The sequence below is a fragment of the Streptomyces sp. NPDC053427 genome (assembly GCF_044544985.1).
In the GTDB taxonomy this organism is placed as follows: Bacteria; Actinomycetota; Actinomycetes; order Streptomycetales; family Streptomycetaceae; genus Streptomyces.
Genome location: NZ_JBITYA010000027.1, coordinates 1 through 17,050 on the forward strand (window position 1 = coordinate 1; position 17,050 = coordinate 17,050).

The window sequence follows — 17,050 nt, forward strand, 5'->3', positions numbered from 1 at the left end:
GCATCGCAAGGCGGAGGGACGTCCGGATACTGGGCGTATCCGGACGTTCCGACAACGCGGCGAGGTGCCGTAGCTGTCGTCGTGCGCCCGCCAGGCATTACGGGACAGCCCTTAGTGGACCGGCAGTTTCGCGTGGTCGGTGTCGGGGAGCCAGTCGCGCTGCGGTGTGTAGTCCAGCCAGCGCCGGGCCCGGCCGGTTTCGGTGAAGCCGCGCAGCAGGGTGTCGAGCAGGGGGTGGCGGTAGGACTCGCGCCAGGCCAGCGACCACGCGTACAGCGGGGTCGGCTCGACGAGCGGGACGGAGCGCAGGCCCGCGTGGTCCGGCAGCGGTGCGTCGGCGGGGAAGAGGGTGAAGCCCTCGGTGTCGGTGCGGAGATGGTGGACGAGGTGGTCCAGGCCCAGGTTGGGGCCGTCGTGCCGGCGGGTGATCCCGAATGCGTCGGCGAAGCGGCGCAGGAAGTCCAGGCGGGTCAGTTCGGCCGGGCACCACAGGGTGCTGTCGCGCAGGTCGGCCGGGCGCAGTGCATCGGCGTCGGCCAGCGGGTGGGAGGGGCTGACCACCGCGTCGACGGGTTCCAGCCGCACCAGCCGCTGGGTGAGCCCCGCGTCCCGGCCGCCCGGCAGCGGGTGCACCCGGCCGAATCCCAGGTCCGTGTCGCCGCGCGTCAGCGCCTGCGCGACTGACGGCCAGTCACGTCCCGGCCCCGGCTCCCACCGCACCGGGCCGAGCGCCTGCACCGCCTGGGCGACGGTACGCATCGGTGCATACAGATGCCCCCAGGTGTCGATCCGTACGACCGGGCCGGCGCCCGTCGCCGCCGCGATCGCGCGCTCGCCCGCCGCAAGCGCCTCGCGCGCGGCCGGCAGGAACCGCTCGCCCGCCTCGCTCAGCCGGATGCCGCCCTCGCGCGCGAACAGCCGGACGGCCAGCAGCTCCTCCAGCCGCGCGATCCGCTTGGACAGCGCCTGCTGGCTGGTGTTCAGCTCTTCGGCCGCCCGTCCGAAGTGCAGCGTCTCGGCGGTCGCGGCGAACGCGCGGACCAGGGAGAGGTCGAGGTCCATGCCGCTGACCCTATGCGACAACCCCCCGTTGTCGGCCGGGCGGCTTCGTTGTTGGCCGGGCCGGTGCCCCGCCCGGTCAGATGGTCCCAGATGCCGCACCGGGGGACGGCCCCGGAGGCCGCCGAGGAGGAGGACCACAGTGAAAGCCCTGATACCGACCGGAGATCCCGCCGAGCCGGTCGTGCTCGCCGACGTCCCCGAGCCGACGCCGCGCCCCCACGAGGCACTGGTGAAGGTCGAGGCCTTCTCGGTCAACCGGGGTGAGACGTTCAAGCTGGAACGGCCCGCCCCCGGCGAGCGCCCCGGCAAGGACATCGCGGGGCTGGTGGTGCAGCAGGCCGCCGACGGGAGCGGGCCGTCCGGGATCACTCGGGTCGTCGGCCATCCCATGGCGGGTGGTTGGGCGGAGTACGTGGCGGTGCCGACCGATGCGCTCGCCGAGCTGCCGGACAGCGTCTCGGTGCTCCAGGGCGCGGCGCTGCCGCTGGCCGGGCTCACCGCGGTGCGGCTGCTGCGCGCCGCCGGGCCCGTGCTGGGACGGCGCGTCTTGCTGACCGGCGCGTCGGGCGGCGTGGGGCACTACGTCACCGAGCTCGCGGCCGCCGCCGGCGCGCAGGTCACGGCCGTGACCCGAGATGCCGAACGCGGCGCCCGGCTTGCCGAACTCGGCGCCGCCGAGATCGTCCACGACGTCGCCGACGCCCAGGGGCCGTACGACATCGTGCTGGAGTCGACCGGCGGCCCGGCCCTCGCCCTCGCTCTGGCGCGGCTCGCCGGGCGCGGCACGCTGATCTGGTTCGGGCAGGCCAGCCGCACCCCGGCGACGCTCGACTTCTTCGACTTCTTCGCCGGGCCGGAATCGGCCGTCATCCGGCACTTCCACTACCTCGACGCCGACAGCCGCCTCGACGACGACCTGGCGGCGCTGGTCCGGCTGACCGCCGAAGGCCGCCTGCACCCCGAGATCGGCCGCGTCACGGACTGGGCCGACACCGCGACCACCCTCACGGACCTGCGCGACCGCCGTATCCGCGGCAAGGCCGTCCTCACCCTGTCCTGAACGGGTCCGCACACCCCGCGATCCCACCGCATCCGAACGCCCGCAAGACCATCGAAGGAGCACGACACATGACCACCACCGACCCCAGGGCCGTCGTCATCCGCTACGTCGAGGCCGTCCGCGACGGCGACGCCGACGTCATCCACGACAGCTTCACCGAGGACGCCACCTGGCACTACCCGGGCGACCTGCCGCTGTCCAAGGTGTGGCACGGCCGCGACGCGATCATCAACGACTTCCTCGGCAGCATGGGACCGATCCTCGTCCCGGGCAGCTTGGACGTCGAACTGGTCAGCACCCTCGCCGAGGGCGACCGCGTGGTGGCCGAATGGACCTCCAAGGCCAAGACCGTCCACGGCGGCACCTACGACAACCGCTGCATCGGCATCTACACCGTCCGCGACGGCAAGATCGCCTCCGTCGTCGAATACGCCGACACCCGGCATGTGGCCGCGGTCCTCTTCCCGGAACTCGCCACCGGCCACTCCGCCGGTACCGAGTGAGCGGCACCGGGTCCTCGGCCGCACCGTCGTCCGCGGAACGCCGGGCACGCCGGTCCGCCGCAGGTCGGGACGCCCCCGGTCGGCCCTGAACACCCGGCGGCGTGGGGAGCGTTGGGGGCGATCCCGTACGCGTAGGCCTCTCGCACCCGCCGCCGATGCCTCACCGGGAACGGGGCCCACGGGGCCGGTCAGGCTTGGGCGGCACGGGGGTCACCGAGGCCGGCGTCGAGGAGGTCGAAGACGTGCGCGGCCTCCGGGGCCAGGGTGGCCGCGATCCGGTCGTTGGGCTCGCCGGCCAGCGTGAGTTCCTGGATCCGCTGGAACAGCAGGCGATGGGCGGCCGCCAGGAGAGCGGCGGCCGCCCGGGGCGCGACGGCCGGAGCGCCGTCGGGGGCGGCGTCCGCCAGGGCCGCGGCGAGGGCCGCCTCCCGCTGGTCGTGCAGGTCGCGCAGGCGGGCGGTCAGGGTGGGACTGTCGGCGATCATCCGGGCGAAGGCCGGGCCTGCGAAGCCCGCGACGGGGTCGCACCGGTCCAGCGCGGCGGTGAACTCCCGCCGCAGCGCGGCCGACGGCGACTCTCCGGCGGCCCGGTCGGCGACCGCGCGGGCCAGGCTCGCGGTGAACGCGTCGTGGTGGTCGAGGGCCAGATCCTCCTTCCGCGGGAAGTAGTTGGTGACCGTCTTCTTGGCGACCCGGGCCGCGACGGCGATCTCGGCGATGGTCGTCCGCTCGAAGCCCTGCGCGATGAAGAGCCTGGTGGCCTGGTCGGAGATCAGCTGCCGGGTCTCCTGCTTCTTGGACTCGCGAAGACCCACGTTCTCGATACCCATGAGGGAATCTTACACCCGTAGCAAAATTATCCTTGACGCATCTCTTGCGTCGTGCGTAAAGTTACGTCCGTCGCAAAATTCGCCCCGATGACTCGTACGGAAGAGGCCGCGTATGCGAAAGCTCGCCCCCGCCACGCTCGACAGCGCCCAGCTCTCCCTCGCCAAGCTCGCCGCCACCCACGGCACGGGTCCGGCGCCGACCCCTCAGCGGCCGATCCGCGACCTGCCGCGCACCGGCCACCGCAAGGCGGCCGTCCGCACCCGGACCCGAGCGCCGCGCCGCACCTACTGACCGCCGTTCGGACCCGCCGCCCCACAGCACCGCCCCCGCACATCCGCCGCCCGCACATCTGCCGAGGAGCCGCCGTGAACGTCTCTGCCGCCACCCTCTCCCTGACCGTCGCCGACGTGGACGCCTCCCGCGCGTTCCTCACCACCCACCTCGGCTACCAGGTGGCCATGGCCGCCGACGGCTTCGCCTCCCTGACCCGCGAGGACGCCGCCGCCGACATCGTGCTGCTCCGCCGGGGCACCGAGGTCCTCCCGCCCGAGCAGCGCGACCAGCAGGCGTCCGGCCTGATCCTGGCGCTCACCGTCACCGACCTCGCGGCCGAAGAGGCCCGCCTGCGCGCGGCGGGCGCCCCCATCACCATGCCCCTGCGCGAAGAGCCCTGGGGCGAGCGTCTCTTCCAGATGACCGACCCCAACGGCGTCGTCATCCAGCTCGTCGAATGGTCGGACGGGCCCGGCCCGTCCGACGAAAAGGCTGCTCGGGCGGGTGACACTCCGACACTTTGATATGAGCGCGGCGGTTAGGGGCTGTGGCAGTGCGCTGCGGGCGCCCGAGGACGGGACGTTCCGGAGGTACGAGGGTCGTGCCTCGCTGTTGGGCGCATCTGCTGGAAAGGTGACAGATCGTGAAGATCGCCAAGGCTGCTGCGGGTGTTGTCGGTGTCGCGCTGGTTCTGGGGGCCGCGGCCTCCCCGGCACTTGCGGCCCCCGGGCCTCGCGGTGGCGAGAAGCCGCTGAAGGGAAGCAGCACGGTCGGGAAGACCACCCTGGCGAAGCCCGCCGGCCTCGTCGACGTCGATGCGGTCGTCGGCAAGCTGGGGAACATCGCCAAGAAGCTGAACTCGAAGAACGACCTCGCTTCCAAGACCAACGCCCTCGGCGCCGCCAGGGGCCGTTGAGAATCAGCGGCTGATGAGACTTCGGCGCCCCTGTCCCCCGGGGCGCCGAACCCTTTTCCCCACCCCGTCAGCCCCTCTCCGGACCACGCTCCTTCAGAGCGCCCGGGTCATGAACGTACTGTTCGGATCGGGCCGGTAGCCCGCGAACGGACCGCACTCCCGGAACCCGAACTTCTCGTACAACGTCCGTGCGGGCAGGAAGAATTCGGCCGCACCGGTCTCCAGGCTCAGCCGGGTGAAGCCCCTGCGCGTGGACTCGGTCAGGATGTGCGCCAGCAGGAGGGAGGCGACCCCGCTCCGCTTGCGTGACGGCCGCGTACGCATCGACTTCAGCTCTGCATGCGCCGCGTCCAGCCTTTTGATCGCTCCGCAGCCCACCAGGGTGTCGCCGTCCGAGACCGACCAGAACGTGATCTCCGGCTTCCGAAGACTGTCGAGATCGAGGGCGTGCTTGCTCTCCAACGGCGTGACGGACTGCATCTGCCGGACATGGTCCTGGAGGAACCGGGCGATCTCCGGCCCGGAGAGGTCGTCCACCACGATCTTCACCTTGTTCACCTTCCTCGGGGGCTTCCGGTGCAGGGGGAGGAGCGCGGCACGGGCCCCTCTGCGCTCCTCGGGAGGAACGAGTCCATGGGAAACTCTGCGGTCAACACCCGCCGATGACAAGCGCATACCATCGGATCCGCGAGCCGGAGCGGGAACGCGTGGCGGTACGGCCGCGACGGAGGCCGCCAGGGATGCGAGGAGCGTCGTCCGTATGACCCGGAACTGGGAAGACCTTCTCGGGAATGCGGATCGACTCCGAGCGTTCTATTCGACTGTCCCGCCGCTTGCGCACGTCGTGTTGAGGTCCGTTCACTTCAGTCGATACGGACCGACTGCCGTTCTTCGATTGGACCTGCCGAAATTCCCCGATCGCCCTCTCCCCGAGTGGGCGGAGCAAGGGTGCGACCGCCTCCAATGCCACCTGCGTTTCCTTGCGGTGGAAGGTTTGGCCATGCGTCGGTGGGAACCACCGGTGGTGGCGGATGTGAAGCTGGAGCCTCTCGAAAAGCGGCGGATAAAGGTGGACGTCGCGGGCGGCCGCACCACTCTTTCCTTCACCAGCAGCGATTTCCTCGTGGTGGGGAGGGTGAGCGCCTTCCGGGCTCCCGCCGGCGGCGCTCCGGATCGCGGAAGGCACTACTACGCAGGGACGATGGATGCGCGGCGGTACGACTGCGTGCCCGGCGCCGACGCGGGGACGTACCATGAACAATTCTGACGAGAAGTGGATCGGGTTGCTGGAAAACCCCGAGCTCGCCGACCGGTTCTTCGTCTCCGCGCCCGCCCTGGGCGGCTGCGACCTTTCCTCCCTGGCGATCGACGAGCGGGGCAAGGCGCTCACCCTGAGGATCGGCCTCGACCGGCTCCCGGAGAAGCCGCTGCCGGAGTGGGTGAAGAAGAATCTCAACGCGTTTGCCTTCTCGCTGGCATTCGCCGACCTGGACGACCTCGACATCGACGGCTGGCTGTACACGCCCACGCAGAGCGCCGAACTCCGACGTGCGAGCGGGGGCGCATCTCCGCAGAGATCCGCGGAGAAGGAATGAGCGTGCGGTTCACGGCCGGATCCGTCGAGATGATCGGGGCCAGGGCCTATCGGGCTTCGTCCGTTCCTTGAGGGCTGTCCCGTAGCTCGGCCGCGTGTGACGCCGTCTCACCCTCTGCTTCCGACCCGCATCTCCTGCTCCTCGGCGGCGATCGGTACGCGCCGGAGCCCAGCGGCGCAGAGATCACACGGGGCGCGACAAGTCCAGTGTCACACCGGGGACTCATCGTCATATGTCCGGAGTACGGAGGCGACCGTCACGGAACCTGCACCGAAGCATCACACTCGCTACGTGCCGGCGTAGAGGGGTGCCGTTAGCGTTACTGCCCGCTCGAACCCGCGTGCGGCCTTGATCAGGTCGCCGCCGTCCCCCCTGGCGGCGCAGTCAGCACAGAAAGATCCCAGATGGACTACTGCTCGTCGTGCCGCCGGAATCTCAACGGAGCCCTCGTGTGTCCCGGGTGCGGCGATTACGCCCCGGACATCGCCCCGCCCGCCCACCGCTCCCACCGCGCGGTGGCCGCTCCCGCGGCGTGGGAGAGCTGGCCCGGTGCGGACGTTCCCGCACCGGGGCCGCACCAGGGCACCGGGTACGCCGATGCCGCGCCGCTGGACAGCGCCGCGTACGAGGACGTGACGGCGGAGGTATCGGGCGCGGATCCGGTCGAGGGCCTCGACGTCGCGGACGGCACCTCCACCGCCGCCACCGGGCAGGGCCGGGCGGCCCGACGCCGACAGCTGGCGCGGTGGAAGAAGCACCGGCGCCGGGCGGTCGCCGCGACGGCCTTCGCCCTTGTCGGCGGCGGTCTGACCGTCAGCATGCTGCAGAACAAGCCCTCCCAGGCGCACGCGGCCTCGACACCGGAGCCGGAGAGCGTGGGCACGCCCCGGACGGAGCCCGCCGCCTCCGTGTCGAAGGAGCCGGACACCGGGGACACCCGGGACTCCGACTCCCGCCCGTCCAGGTCGGCGAGCCGGCAGCGGGAAACCACCGCCGCCGCACCGTCCACCGCCCCGACGGTCCGGCACCCGAAGTCCGCCGCCGCGACCCACCCCCTCGCGGCCCCGAACGGGACGCCGCACACCACGCCCTCGCCGGACCGGCCGAAGCATGCCCGGCACGCGGCCACCCCGGCCCCGACCGCGTCCGCCTCCGCGCCCGCCGGACCGTCCGACGCGAACACACCGTCGGCGAGCCCCGCGCCGAACACGCCGAGCACGCCTGCGGCCGACCCGAAGTCGCCAACTCATCTGTGTCTGCTGGGAGTTGTCTGCATCGGCTCGTGATGCCGCGCTCCCGCACCGGGGAGCGCACGGACCGACGGCGGCGTCGCACACGGGGACGCCGTCCCCTCGCACGGAGCGCGCACCTGACCGGCGCGAGAGGGCTGCCGTCGTCTTATACGTAAAGTGTGGGCCATGTCGCAGGATTCGCCCCTGATCCAGAGCATGCGTACGGCCGTCGCCGCGGCGCCCGGTGACGTGCCGCTACGGCTGCACCTGGCGCAACTTCTGCTGGACGCGGGGCGGTACGACGCGGCCGTCGCGGAGGTGGCCGTCGCGCTCCAGCACGCCCCCGGCGACGCGCAGGCGCGGGAGCTGATGACCCGCGCCATGGGAGCGCCCGCGCCCACCGGGCCGAGCCCGGCCGCCGTCGTCGGCACCCCGGCCCGTGGCACCCGGCCGCCCGCGCCCCGTGCGGACTTCGACTGGCGGGCCGCCGAGGACGAGGTCGACGGTGTGGTGCCGCCCCGGTTCGTCGAGCCCCCGCTCGGCGTCGACGGCGACGGCGACCCGGGCGAGGCACCCGCCTGGGACGTGGACGCGCCCGGCACCGTACGCCTGGCGGACGTCGGCGGCATGCAGGAGGTCAAGGACCGGCTGGAGGCCGCCTTCCTCGCGCCGCTGCGCAATCCCGAACTGCGCAGGCTGTACGGCAAGAGCCTGCGCGGCGGGCTGCTGCTGTACGGCCCGCCCGGCTGCGGCAAGACCTTCATCGCCCGCGCGGTGGCCGGTGAACTCGGCGCCAACTTCCTGTCCGTGTCGATCAACGACGTGCTCGACATGTGGATCGGGAACTCCGAACGCAATATGCACGAGGTGTTCGCCACCGCCCGCCGCCAGGCCCCCTGCGTGGTCTTCCTCGACGAGCTGGACGCACTCGGCGGCAAGCGGAGCCGCACCCAGAACAGCGGCATGCGCAACACCGTCAACCAGTTGCTCACGGAGCTGGACGGCGTCGGCGCCGAAGCCAACGAGGGCGTCTTCGTCCTCGCCGCCACCAACGTCCCCTGGGACGTGGACCTCGCCCTGCGCCGGCCCGGCCGCCTGGACCGCACCCTGCTCGTACTGCCGCCGGACGCTCCCGCGCGGGAGGCCGTGCTCCGCTACCACCTGCGCGAACGCCCCATCGAGAACGTCGACTTGGGCAAGCTCGCCAAGGCCACCGACGGCCTCTCGGGTGCCGACCTGGCCCATGTGTGCGAGTCCGCGGCCGAGCGGGCGCTGCTCGACTCCGCGCGCACCGGCACCGTACGCATGATCGACATGGCGGACCTCCTCGCCGCGGCCAGGTCCGTGGTCCCCTCCACCGAGCCGTGGTTCGCGGCCGCCCGCAACGTGGCCATGTTCGCCAACGAAGGCGGGATGTACGACGACCTGCTCGGCTACCTGAAGAAGAGGCGCAGGCTGTGACGGATCACCCCGCGGTCGACCGGGCCGAAGCCCTGGTGGACCTGGGCCGCTACGACGAGGCCAAGGCCACGCTCGGTGCCCGTATCGGCGAGGACCCCGGGGATGTGCGTGCCTGGTTGGAGCTCGCGCGGTGCCATCTGGCCGCCGACGAGGGCGACAAGGCGCTCGAAGCGACCGAAGAGGCGCTGAGGCTGGCGCCGGAGGACCACGCCACGCTCCATATGCGCGCCCGCGCCCTGCGGAATGCCCATCGCATGGTGGAGACGGGAGCGGTACTGCGCGAGGCGATCCGCCTCGACCCGCACCGCTGGACCGCGTATGCGACGCTGGCCGAGATCCAGCCCTGGCTGCCCGACGGCGACCGGCAGGAGGGCGTGCGCCTCGGCCAGGAGGGGGTGCGGCTGGCCCCGGAGGAGCCGCGCGCCTACGAGTCCCTGTACAAGGCCGCGCTGCTGGCCGGCGACCAGGAGCGGGCCCGGCTGACGCTGGACGCCCTGCGGCGCCTGGACCCCACGAACCCGCTGGCCGTGGTCATGCAGACGGACCGGGCCGCGGAGTCCCCCGGCGTGAAGGCCGCGGCCGCGGCCGATCTCTACGCCGACGCGCTCACCACGGTCCCGGATTCGCCATGGCTCCGCGGCGGTCTCGACCAGGCCACCTACCGGCTGCTGCGCGGCGTCCGCTGGCTGGCGCTGCTGTGCGTGGTGGCCGCGGGCGTCATGGTCGACCTCTTCCCCAAGGACGGCGAGGTGCCGCGGGATCTGCCGGTCCCGCTCGGCAACCGCCTCTACGTTCTGCTGCCCATGGCCGCGCTCTGGGGCTTCGGCGCCTGGCGCCGCTACCGCTCGCTGCGGGTCGGCGTCCAGCTGAATGTGTGGTCCCTGGTGCGCCGCCGCCGCTGGGCCCGCATCGTGCTCGCCCAGGCGGCCTGGGCGATGCTCTGCGCCCTGCTGATCTCGCAGGTGCCGTGGACGGAGCGTTCCGTGCCCGAAGTCCTGTTCTGGGCGGGACTCGTCCCCACACTGGCCACCGTCTGGTTCGACCGGAAGAAGCGGCGCTGAACGGCCGTGCCGGGGCGGCGGCCGCGAGGACGGACGGGGGCCGTCGCCCGCCGGGCGCGTCCGCCGCGGCCCGCGCCGCGCCGGGATGCCCGGAGTAGGGTGAAAGGGCCGGGAGCACTTCGGACGCCGGCTGCCACGCGGGTGCCGTTCTCGGCGAGCAGCAGCACCGGGCCGCGACGCACGCGCCCGGGGACGGGTCCGCACCACGACCGGGACCGGCCGCCTCCTCCGCGAGTTCTCCGCCCCGGCCGGCGTACCCACCGCGCGAAGGACGTGAGGACGTGGAGACCGTTGTCACCGTGGCCGCCATCGTGGTCCTGATCGCCCTGGTCGCGTATCTGATCAGCGTGCGCAACACCCAGCACGACGCGCCCCCGCCGAGAGGCCCGCGGTGACACTCCCGCAGCCACTGCCGCCCGCCGGGCGCGCCGCGGAGGCGGACCGCCGTACCGGAACGAGAAGCGAGCGGCAGTCATGGCAACACTGCACGAGCGGAAGAGCTACCGCGCAGCGATCATGAAGGCGCTGTACGACGTCACCGAGGACAACCGTGCCGGTGCCACCGGCGCCAGTCTCCGCGACGACCTCCACATGCCCGAGCAGGATCTGGCCGCCGCCTGTACCTACCTGGTGGGCGAAGGGCTGGTCGAGGTCGACTGGACGACGCGGAACACGCCCGCGATGGTCACGCTGACGCACGAGGGCATCCGGCGCATGGAGGCCGAGGAGGAAGAGGGCGCCTGACCCGGACGGCCGCCCGCCCCACGACGGATCAGACCCGGAATCCGGGCAGTTCGCTGGATTCCGGCGCGCCGGGGACGGGGGCGGTGACGCAGGTGAAGCCCAGCCGGCTCAGCGCCCTGGTCACTTCGCCCGCCGAGAAGTCCCGGCGGTCCTGCCTGGTGATCACGGCGCCGACCTGCTTGACGGGGTAGGTCCGGCGGCCGATGACCGCGCAGGGACCGACGGCCGGTTCCGGCGTGATACCCGACATCAGCTGCTCCACCTCGCTCTTGACGAAGTCGAAGGGAAAGTGGGCGATAACGCATCGCATGGTGCCTCAACAGGGTTGGAGGGAGGGACCGGCGCTTCCGGCCGAGTTCCGGATCAGTACGGCCGCGCGGGGCCCGAGCGGCGAGGACGGGCGGGGGTTCATACGGTCGGACCAGGAGTCATACGGTCGGACGGGGGGTCATGCGGTCGCGCCGCCGCGCGGACGGTCCCGGGACATGCCGGTCCGTCCGTGGGCCGACGCGGCGGACGTACGGGCCCGGCCGGATCCACCCCGCCGACGGCGCGCGGCGGCGGTGCGCGGCGCGGCCTGCTGCGCGGCCGGGGCGGAGACGGTGACGGGGATGCCCGAGGGCGCCCGGGCACCGGTGATGCGGCTCAGTTCCGCTTCACCGGAGCGGACCGTGGTGGTCCGCGGGGTGATCCCGGCGTCCGCCATCAGACCGTCCATGGCGCGGCGCTGGTGGGGCAGCACGAGGGTGACGACGCTCCCGGACTCGCCGGCGCGGGCGGTGCGTCCGCCGCGGTGCAGGTAGTCCTTGTGATCGCCGGGCGGGTCGACGTTGACGACGAGATCGAGGTCGTCGACGTGAATGCCGCGGGCCGCCACATTGGTGGCGACCAGGGCCGTGACCCGGCCGTCCTTGAACTGCGCCAGGGTGCGGGTGCGCTGCGGCTGGGACTTTCCTCCGTGCAGCGCCGCGGCACGCACTCCGCTCTTGAGCAGGTGCCGGGTGAGCCGGTCCACGGCGTGCTTGGTGTCCAGGAACATGATGACCCGGCCGTCACGGGCGGCGATCTCGGTCGTCGTGGCGTTCTTGTCGGCGTCCCGTACGTGCAGGACGTGATGCTCCATCGTGGTCACCGCGCCCGCGGAGGGATCCACCGAGTGCACGGCCGGGTCGTGCAGGAAGCGGCGGACCAGGGCATCGACATTGCGGTCCAGGGTGGCCGAGAAGAGCAGTCGCTGGCCGTCGGACGGCACCTGGTCCAGCAGCGCGGTGATCTGCGGCAGGAACCCCATGTCGGTCATCTGGTCGGCTTCGTCCAGGACGGTGATGCCGACGCGGTCCAGCCGGCAGTCCCCCCGCTCGATGAGGTCCCTCAGCCGGCCGGGGGTGGCGACCACGACGTCGGCCCCGGACCGCAGGGCGGCGGCCTGTCGGCGTATCGGCATGCCGCCGACCACGGTGGTCAGCCGCAGCTCCAGGGCGCGGGCATAGGGGGTCAGCGCGTCCGTCACCTGCTGGGCCAGTTCCCGGGTGGGGACGAGCACGACGGCGAGCGGCTGACGGGGCTCCGCGCGCTGTCCGGCGGTGCGGGCGAGCAGGGCGAGGCCGAAGGCCAGGGTCTTGCCGGAGCCGGTGCGGCCCCGTCCCAGCAGGTCCCGGCCGGCCAGCGCGTTCGGCAGCGTCGCCGCCTGGATCGGGAACGGCACGGTCACACCCTGGGCGCCGAGCGCCACGAGGAGCGGCTGGGGCATGTCCAGCTCGGCGAAGGCGGCGACGGCCGGCAGCGACGGGGTCAGGGTCGCCGGCACCGTGCACTCGCCGTGGAGCGCTCCGGAACGGCCCTTCCGGCCGGTCTGGGCGCGGGACGTTTTTGCGCGGTTCGATGTCTTCGAACGGTCCCGGGCAGTGGCGCTGCCCTTGCCCGTGCGGACGCTGCGGCCGTTCGTGCGGGCTGCGCGGTTCATGCTGAACCTTCCTCGAGTGCGACACGTACGAGGAATCCCCGGTCCAGCGGACCATCGGACCACCGGACCGCACGGAGAATCGCAGGAACGAGTCGAAAAAACGTCAAACAAGTCTGACCGCGACGACGATTTCCTCTGCGCGTGCTTCGGAAATTCGCGGTACCCGGAGCGGTCGGACAGCGGGTGAACCCCGAAAGGCGAGCCCCGGAACGGGACGCGAACGGCGGTACCCAAAAGCGGCGGCGACGGCAATCCGGCGACCACCGCGCAAGCCGCGAAAAGACAAGCGCTGGGGCCCGCACCCACGGCGCGGGCCCCAGCGTTGCACGTTTCGGCGTCAGGCGGGAACGATGTTCTCGGCCTGCGGGCCCTTCTGGCCCTGCGTGACGTCGAAGCTCACCTTCTGGCCCTCCTGCAGCTCACGGAAGCCCTGGGCGGCGATGTTCGAGTAGTGGGCGAACACATCGGCGCCGCCACCCTCCTGCTCGATGAAGCCGAAGCCCTTTTCCGCGTTGAACCACTTCACGGTGCCAGTAGCCATATCTGATTCTCCTTCGGGGAATTCCTTGGACCCGCAGGGCGCGAGCCTCGCGTCGCCGCGATGATTGCCCCATCCGGAGAAACCCGGCTACACAAAACACTTCAGCCGGCGCGAAGTCGGCTGAAGCACTTGAAGATTTTGGGAACCACAACTGCAACTGATATCGACAGTAGCACGGCTCATACAGCACCGCCCAGAGATTTCCCGGCCGGCCGGCCGGGACGCCGAAACCGTTCCCGACGCATCGTAATTTCTTCGACCGCGACATGAGATATGCGCCGCCATTCTCCGCCATTCGATGCCGAATCCATGCGCCACTTGGGCTCGCGCCGCTCCGGTCCGGGCGAAATCTACAGCGGCCGCAATAGACATTCTCCGCCGCCAGCGGATAGGCTCGCGCCGCGCAGCGCAAAACCGTCCGGCCGGACGGCCGCAAACCGCCGAACGAGCAATGCCTGGCAGCAGGGCCGCGGAGTGCGCCCCGAGACGAAGGGTGCGCATGGCTCCGGATTCCCCACCGAACGCCACCGACCATCTCGACGACGACGATTACCCCGCCTACACCATGGGCCGCGCGGCGGAGCTCATCGGCACCACGCCCGCCTTCCTGCGGGCCCTGGGCGAGGCCCGGCTCATCACCCCGCTGCGGTCCGGCGGCGGCCACCGCCGCTACTCGCGCTACCAGTTGCGTATCGCCGCCCGCGCGCGCGAACTCGTCGACCAGGGCACCCCGATCGAGGCCGCCTGCCGCATCATCATCCTCGAGGACCAGCTCGAGGAGGCCCTGCGGCTCAACGACGAGCTGCGCCGACGCGAGAGCGGAGCGGACCGGGCCGATCGCGGCTGATCCCGCCGCCCCCGGGCGACCGGCCGCCGCTGCGGATGCGTGACGCGTGGCGGAAACGGCTGACAAGGTAGGCCCGTAAGTCCGTTCTGCAGAAAGGGCGTTGCGGCATGGCCGTCATTCATCACGTCACATTGAAGCCCGGCAAACTGGAGCTGCTGACGCCGTGGCTTCCCGGGCAACCCTGGTACGTCGGCGAGGGGCGGCGTACGCCGGAACTGGCCAAGGCCGGCGGCTTCCGGCTCGACGACCCGGACGGGGAGGTCGGGATCGAATTCATGGCGGTCTCCGATGGATCCGGCGACCGGCCGGTCGTCTACCACGTACCGCTCACCTACCGGGGAGCGCCGCTCGAAGGCGCCGACCATGCGCTCGTCGGCACCCTGGAACACGAGGTGCTCGGACCGCGGTGGGTCTACGACGGAACCCATGACCCGGTCTTCGTGGCGCAGCTGTTCGCCCTCCTCTGCGGCACCACCGAGCCGCAGGCCCAGAGCCTCACCGACACCCCGGACCCGTCCGTCACCAGGGACTTCACGGGGCCGGGTGCGGCGGTGGCGACCGGGCCCGCGGTCGTGGGCAGCGCGGTCGTGGGGAACGGGCCGGACGGCACGGACGTCGTGGTGGAGATCCCCGCCGCCGCATCCGGGCCGGTGCCGGTACGGATACGGGTGCACCGCGTCCTCCGGCCGGCGCCGGACGCGGCGCGGATGCGGGGGCACGTCACGGCCGGCTGGCTGCTGCCGAACGGCACCGAGGAGCGCGGCCCGTTCGCCGTCGTCCAGGACGACGCGGCGTAACCGTCGGCGGTGACCAACGGCACACGTACCGACCAGTAGCGTCACCGCGTCGCGCCTCTAAAGTGAGGCCCGGATGACCGCCGGCGGGCGCCCCCGTCGGCGGCCCGCGCCCCTCGATCCGACCAGGGAGACTGCATGCGCTCTCCGAAGGACTTCTTCCGCCCATTGGCAGTCGGTGCGCCGGCGCCGGTGCGGGAAGTGCCGTTCCTGCCGTCCCGGATGATTCATTTCTTCGACCCGGGCAACGCGAAGATGGCGGCGAAGGTGCCGACCATCGCCCCCACCGTCGACGTCCTGCTCGGCAATCTGGAGGACGCGGTCGCCGCCGACCGCAAGGAAGCGGCCCGGTCGGGCCTGGTGGAGATCGCCAAGGGCACGGACTTCGGCGGGACCCAGCTGTGGACGCGGATCAACAGCCTGGACTCGCCATGGGCGCTGGACGATCTGCTGACGCTGGTCACCGAGATCGGCGACAAGCTCGACGTGATCATGGTGCCGAAGGTGGAGGGCGCCGAGGACATCCACTACGTCGACCGGCTGCTCGCCCAGCTGGAGGCGAAGGCCGGTGTGCAGCGGCCGATCCTCGTCCACGCCATCCTGGAGACCGCCTCCGGCGTCGCCAATGTCGAGGAGATCGCCGGGGCCAGCCCCCGGATGCAGGGCATCTCGCTCGGCCCCGCCGACCTGGCGGCCAGCCGCCGGATGAAGACGACCCGGGTCGGCGGCGGCCACCCCGGCTATCTCGTACGCGAGGACCCGCACACCGGGAGCGCGGACGCGCCGCGGGCCACCTTCCAGCAGGATCTGTGGCACTACACCCTCGCGCGCATGGTCGACGCCTGCGCGGCGCACGGGATCCTGCCGTACTACGGGCCGTTCGGCGACATCAAGGACACCACCGCCTGCGAGGACCAGTTCCGTAACGCCTTCCTGCTGGGCTGCGTCGGCGCCTGGAGCCTGCACCCGGTGCAGATCGGCATCGCCAAGAAGGTCTTCTCGCCCGAGCCCGCCGAGGTCGCCTGGGCCCGCAAGGTCATCGACGCCATGGGCGACGGCACCGGCGCGGTGATGATCGACGGCAAGATGCAGGACGACGCCACGTACAAGCAGTGCCAGGTGGTCGCCCGGCTCGCGGAGGCGCTCGCCGCCCGCGACCCGGAACTGCGCGACGCCTACGCCGCCGCCGAGAAGGAGTAGCTCCGATGTCCGACGCGACCCTGCGGCCGCGCCGCTCCGTGCTGTACATGCCGGGCGCCAACGAACGCGCCCTGGAGAAGGCCAAGTCACTGCCCGCCGACGCGCTGATCCTCGATTTGGAGGACGCCGTCGCCCCCGATGCGAAGGCCGACGCCCGCAAGCGGGTCGCCGCCGCCGCGGCCTCGGGGGAGTACGGCCACCGCGAGGTGACCATCCGGGTCAACGCGCCGGGCACCGCCTGGCACGCCGACGATCTGCGGGCCGCCGCCGAGGCCGGACCGGACGCGGTCGTGGTGCCCAAGGTGGAATCCGCCGCGACCGTACGGGAGGTCGAGCGGGCCCTGGAGGCGGCCGGCGCCCCGGACCGTACGGCGATCTGGGCGATGGTCGAGACCCCGCGGGCGATGCTGGACGCCCGGGAGGTGGCCGGCGCGAGCGAACGGCTCACCGTGCTGGTGATGGGCACCAACGACCTGGCCAAGGAGCTGCACGCCGAGCACGTCCCGGGCCGGGCGCCGCTGCTGACCGGGCTGTCGCTGGCGCTGCTGGCGGCCCGCGAGTCCGGCAAGGCGATCCTGGACGGGGTCTACAACGACGTGAAGGACCTGGCGGGGTTCGAGGCCGAGTGCGTGCAGGGCCGGCAGTTCGGCTTCGACGGCAAGACGCTGATCCATCCGTCGCAGGTCGGGCCGTGCAATGAGGTCTTCGCTCCGTCGGACGCGGCGATCGAGCACGCCCGGAAGGTCATCGACGCCTTCGACCTCGCCACCCGGGAGGGGCGCGGAGTCGTCACCGTCGACGGCCGGATGATCGAGAACCTGCATGTCGAGGACGCCCGCCGGATTCTCGCGGTGGCCGAGGCGATCGCCGGGCGCTAGGTGGTGTCCGCAAAGTCCCGTCGTCCGCCCGGAGGGCGGGGCTCGCGGCGTCTGGTGCGTGCGATCGCAAGGCGGAGGGTCGTCCTCGT

Annotated in this window: 21 protein-coding genes; 15 read left to right on the plus strand and 6 right to left on the minus strand. The window is 71.9% G+C overall.

The genetic code is table 11. The annotated features are described in order from the left end of the window. Positions 1–111: 111 nt before the first annotated feature. Positions 112–1,062, minus strand: a complete 951-nt coding sequence (locus ACIGWZ_RS39165) for a LysR family transcriptional regulator (RefSeq protein ID WP_400072789.1) — start codon at positions 1,060–1,062, stop codon at positions 112–114. 139 nt (positions 1,063–1,201) lie between these two features. Here ACIGWZ_RS39165 and ACIGWZ_RS39170 point away from each other — a divergent pair, with 139 nt between their 5' ends. Next, entirely contained in the window at positions 1,202–2,122 is a 921-nt protein-coding gene (locus ACIGWZ_RS39170) for a zinc-binding dehydrogenase (protein WP_400072791.1), read from the plus strand. A 68-nt stretch (positions 2,123–2,190) separates the two neighbouring features. Then, positions 2,191–2,625 (plus strand): nuclear transport factor 2 family protein, encoded by a 435-nt coding sequence (locus tag ACIGWZ_RS39175; RefSeq protein WP_400072793.1) that lies wholly within the window; start codon positions 2,191–2,193, stop codon positions 2,623–2,625. A 188-nt stretch (positions 2,626–2,813) separates the two neighbouring features. Here the strand turns inward: ACIGWZ_RS39175 and ACIGWZ_RS39180 are convergent, their stop codons facing one another. After that, positions 2,814–3,455, minus strand: a complete 642-nt coding sequence (locus ACIGWZ_RS39180) for a TetR/AcrR family transcriptional regulator (RefSeq protein ID WP_400072795.1) — start codon at positions 3,453–3,455, stop codon at positions 2,814–2,816. Positions 3,456–3,567: 112 nt separating this feature from the next. On the opposite strand from ACIGWZ_RS39180, the gene ACIGWZ_RS39185 reads away from it, so the two are divergent. The 3 genes from ACIGWZ_RS39185 to ACIGWZ_RS39195 all read left to right on the plus strand — a co-directional run bounded on the left by ACIGWZ_RS39185 (position 3,568) and on the right by ACIGWZ_RS39195 (position 4,645). Further along, positions 3,568–3,747, plus strand: coding sequence for a hypothetical protein (locus ACIGWZ_RS39185; RefSeq protein ID WP_400072796.1), 180 nt, complete (start codon positions 3,568–3,570; stop codon positions 3,745–3,747). Positions 3,748–3,821: 74 nt separating this feature from the next. After that, the gene (locus ACIGWZ_RS39190; RefSeq protein ID WP_400072798.1) at positions 3,822–4,253 is read left to right on the plus strand and encodes a VOC family protein; all 432 of its coding nucleotides are present in this window, start codon (positions 3,822–3,824) and stop codon (positions 4,251–4,253) included. A gap of 119 nt (positions 4,254–4,372) precedes the next feature. Next, on the plus strand, positions 4,373–4,645 hold the full coding sequence (locus ACIGWZ_RS39195; protein ID WP_400072801.1) for a hypothetical protein: 273 nt from the start codon (positions 4,373–4,375) through the stop codon (positions 4,643–4,645). Positions 4,646–4,738: 93 nt separating this feature from the next. Here ACIGWZ_RS39195 and ACIGWZ_RS39200 read toward each other — a convergent pair whose 3' ends face one another. Beyond that, entirely contained in the window at positions 4,739–5,194 is a 456-nt protein-coding gene (locus ACIGWZ_RS39200) for a GNAT family N-acetyltransferase (protein ID WP_400072803.1), read from the minus strand. A 211-nt stretch (positions 5,195–5,405) separates the two neighbouring features. On the opposite strand from ACIGWZ_RS39200, the gene ACIGWZ_RS39205 reads away from it, so the two are divergent. From ACIGWZ_RS39205 to ACIGWZ_RS39230, 6 genes are all read left to right on the plus strand, one after another. Next, positions 5,406–5,912 (plus strand): Imm50 family immunity protein, encoded by a 507-nt coding sequence (locus ACIGWZ_RS39205; protein WP_400072806.1) that lies wholly within the window; start codon positions 5,406–5,408, stop codon positions 5,910–5,912. Beyond that, the gene (locus ACIGWZ_RS39210; protein WP_400072808.1) at positions 5,899–6,240 is read left to right on the plus strand and encodes an Imm50 family immunity protein; all 342 of its coding nucleotides are present in this window, start codon (positions 5,899–5,901) and stop codon (positions 6,238–6,240) included. The genes ACIGWZ_RS39205 and ACIGWZ_RS39210 overlap by 14 nt, the downstream gene beginning before the upstream one ends. A gap of 449 nt (positions 6,241–6,689) precedes the next feature. After that, positions 6,690–7,526, plus strand: a complete 837-nt coding sequence (locus ACIGWZ_RS39215; RefSeq protein ID WP_400072809.1) for a hypothetical protein — start codon at positions 6,690–6,692, stop codon at positions 7,524–7,526. Between the two features lie 132 nt (positions 7,527–7,658). Next, positions 7,659–8,933, plus strand: a complete 1,275-nt coding sequence (locus ACIGWZ_RS39220) for a tetratricopeptide repeat protein (RefSeq protein WP_400072811.1) — start codon at positions 7,659–7,661, stop codon at positions 8,931–8,933. Beyond that, the gene (locus ACIGWZ_RS39225) at positions 8,930–9,994 is read left to right on the plus strand and encodes a tetratricopeptide repeat protein (RefSeq protein WP_400072812.1); all 1,065 of its coding nucleotides are present in this window, start codon (positions 8,930–8,932) and stop codon (positions 9,992–9,994) included. The genes ACIGWZ_RS39220 and ACIGWZ_RS39225 overlap by 4 nt, the downstream gene beginning before the upstream one ends. Positions 9,995–10,468: 474 nt before the next feature. Then, positions 10,469–10,738, plus strand: coding sequence for a hypothetical protein (locus ACIGWZ_RS39230; protein ID WP_400072815.1), 270 nt, complete (start codon positions 10,469–10,471; stop codon positions 10,736–10,738). A 28-nt stretch (positions 10,739–10,766) separates the two neighbouring features. Here the strand turns inward: ACIGWZ_RS39230 and ACIGWZ_RS39235 are convergent, their stop codons facing one another. The 3 genes from ACIGWZ_RS39235 to ACIGWZ_RS39245 all read right to left on the minus strand — a co-directional run bounded on the left by ACIGWZ_RS39235 (position 10,767) and on the right by ACIGWZ_RS39245 (position 13,242). After that, complete coding sequence (locus ACIGWZ_RS39235) at positions 10,767–11,048, minus strand: SCO5918 family protein (RefSeq protein ID WP_400072817.1); 282 nt, start codon at positions 11,046–11,048, stop codon at positions 10,767–10,769. Positions 11,049–11,186: 138 nt separating this feature from the next. Further along, on the minus strand, positions 11,187–12,701 hold the full coding sequence (locus ACIGWZ_RS39240; RefSeq protein ID WP_400072819.1) for a DEAD/DEAH box helicase: 1,515 nt from the start codon (positions 12,699–12,701) through the stop codon (positions 11,187–11,189). A gap of 337 nt (positions 12,702–13,038) precedes the next feature. Further along, positions 13,039–13,242 (minus strand): cold-shock protein, encoded by a 204-nt coding sequence (locus tag ACIGWZ_RS39245; RefSeq protein ID WP_030809828.1) that lies wholly within the window; start codon positions 13,240–13,242, stop codon positions 13,039–13,041. Positions 13,243–13,741: 499 nt separating this feature from the next. Between ACIGWZ_RS39245 and ACIGWZ_RS39250 the strand changes: the two genes are divergently transcribed. The 4 genes from ACIGWZ_RS39250 (at position 13,742) to ACIGWZ_RS39265 (ending at position 16,961) form a co-directional block, all read left to right on the plus strand. Next, on the plus strand, positions 13,742–14,089 hold the full coding sequence (locus ACIGWZ_RS39250) for a MerR family transcriptional regulator (protein WP_400072821.1): 348 nt from the start codon (positions 13,742–13,744) through the stop codon (positions 14,087–14,089). A 107-nt stretch (positions 14,090–14,196) separates the two neighbouring features. After that, positions 14,197–14,886 carry a 1,4-alpha-glucan branching protein gene (locus ACIGWZ_RS39255; RefSeq protein WP_400072823.1) on the plus strand — a complete coding sequence of 230 codons (690 nt, stop codon included), beginning with the start codon at positions 14,197–14,199 and terminating at the stop codon, positions 14,884–14,886. A 135-nt stretch (positions 14,887–15,021) separates the two neighbouring features. Next, positions 15,022–16,083, plus strand: coding sequence for an HpcH/HpaI aldolase/citrate lyase family protein (locus ACIGWZ_RS39260; RefSeq protein WP_400072825.1), 1,062 nt, complete (start codon positions 15,022–15,024; stop codon positions 16,081–16,083). Positions 16,084–16,088: 5 nt separating this feature from the next. Further along, a complete protein-coding gene (locus ACIGWZ_RS39265) occupies positions 16,089–16,961 on the plus strand; it encodes an HpcH/HpaI aldolase/citrate lyase family protein (protein WP_400072827.1) in 873 nt (290 codons plus the stop codon). The last annotated feature ends 89 nt before the right edge of the window (positions 16,962–17,050 follow it).

Excerpts from the sequence above, each read along its gene's own strand:
- ACIGWZ_RS39165 (WP_400072789.1), bottom strand. The coding sequence starts at position 1,062 with ATGGACCTCGACCTCTCCCTGGTCCGCGCGTTCGCCGCGACCGCCGAG.
- ACIGWZ_RS39175 (WP_400072793.1), top strand. The coding sequence starts at position 2,191 with ATGACCACCACCGACCCCAGGGCCGTCGTCATCCGCTACGTCGAGGCC.
- ACIGWZ_RS39180 (WP_400072795.1), bottom strand. The coding sequence starts at position 3,455 with ATGGGTATCGAGAACGTGGGTCTTCGCGAGTCCAAGAAGCAGGAGACC.
- ACIGWZ_RS39185 (WP_400072796.1), top strand. The coding sequence starts at position 3,568 with ATGCGAAAGCTCGCCCCCGCCACGCTCGACAGCGCCCAGCTCTCCCTC.
- ACIGWZ_RS39205 (WP_400072806.1), top strand. The coding sequence starts at position 5,406 with ATGACCCGGAACTGGGAAGACCTTCTCGGGAATGCGGATCGACTCCGA.
- ACIGWZ_RS39210 (WP_400072808.1), top strand. The coding sequence starts at position 5,899 with ATGAACAATTCTGACGAGAAGTGGATCGGGTTGCTGGAAAACCCCGAG.
- ACIGWZ_RS39220 (WP_400072811.1), top strand. The coding sequence starts at position 7,659 with ATGTCGCAGGATTCGCCCCTGATCCAGAGCATGCGTACGGCCGTCGCC.
- ACIGWZ_RS39230 (WP_400072815.1), top strand. The coding sequence starts at position 10,469 with ATGGCAACACTGCACGAGCGGAAGAGCTACCGCGCAGCGATCATGAAG.
- ACIGWZ_RS39235 (WP_400072817.1), bottom strand. The coding sequence starts at position 11,048 with ATGCGATGCGTTATCGCCCACTTTCCCTTCGACTTCGTCAAGAGCGAG.
- ACIGWZ_RS39240 (WP_400072819.1), bottom strand. The coding sequence starts at position 12,701 with ATGAACCGCGCAGCCCGCACGAACGGCCGCAGCGTCCGCACGGGCAAG.
- ACIGWZ_RS39245 (WP_030809828.1), bottom strand. The coding sequence starts at position 13,242 with ATGGCTACTGGCACCGTGAAGTGGTTCAACGCGGAAAAGGGCTTCGGC.
- ACIGWZ_RS39250 (WP_400072821.1), top strand. The coding sequence starts at position 13,742 with ATGGCTCCGGATTCCCCACCGAACGCCACCGACCATCTCGACGACGAC.
- ACIGWZ_RS39255 (WP_400072823.1), top strand. The coding sequence starts at position 14,197 with ATGGCCGTCATTCATCACGTCACATTGAAGCCCGGCAAACTGGAGCTG.
- ACIGWZ_RS39260 (WP_400072825.1), top strand. The coding sequence starts at position 15,022 with ATGCGCTCTCCGAAGGACTTCTTCCGCCCATTGGCAGTCGGTGCGCCG.
- ACIGWZ_RS39265 (WP_400072827.1), top strand. The coding sequence starts at position 16,089 with ATGTCCGACGCGACCCTGCGGCCGCGCCGCTCCGTGCTGTACATGCCG.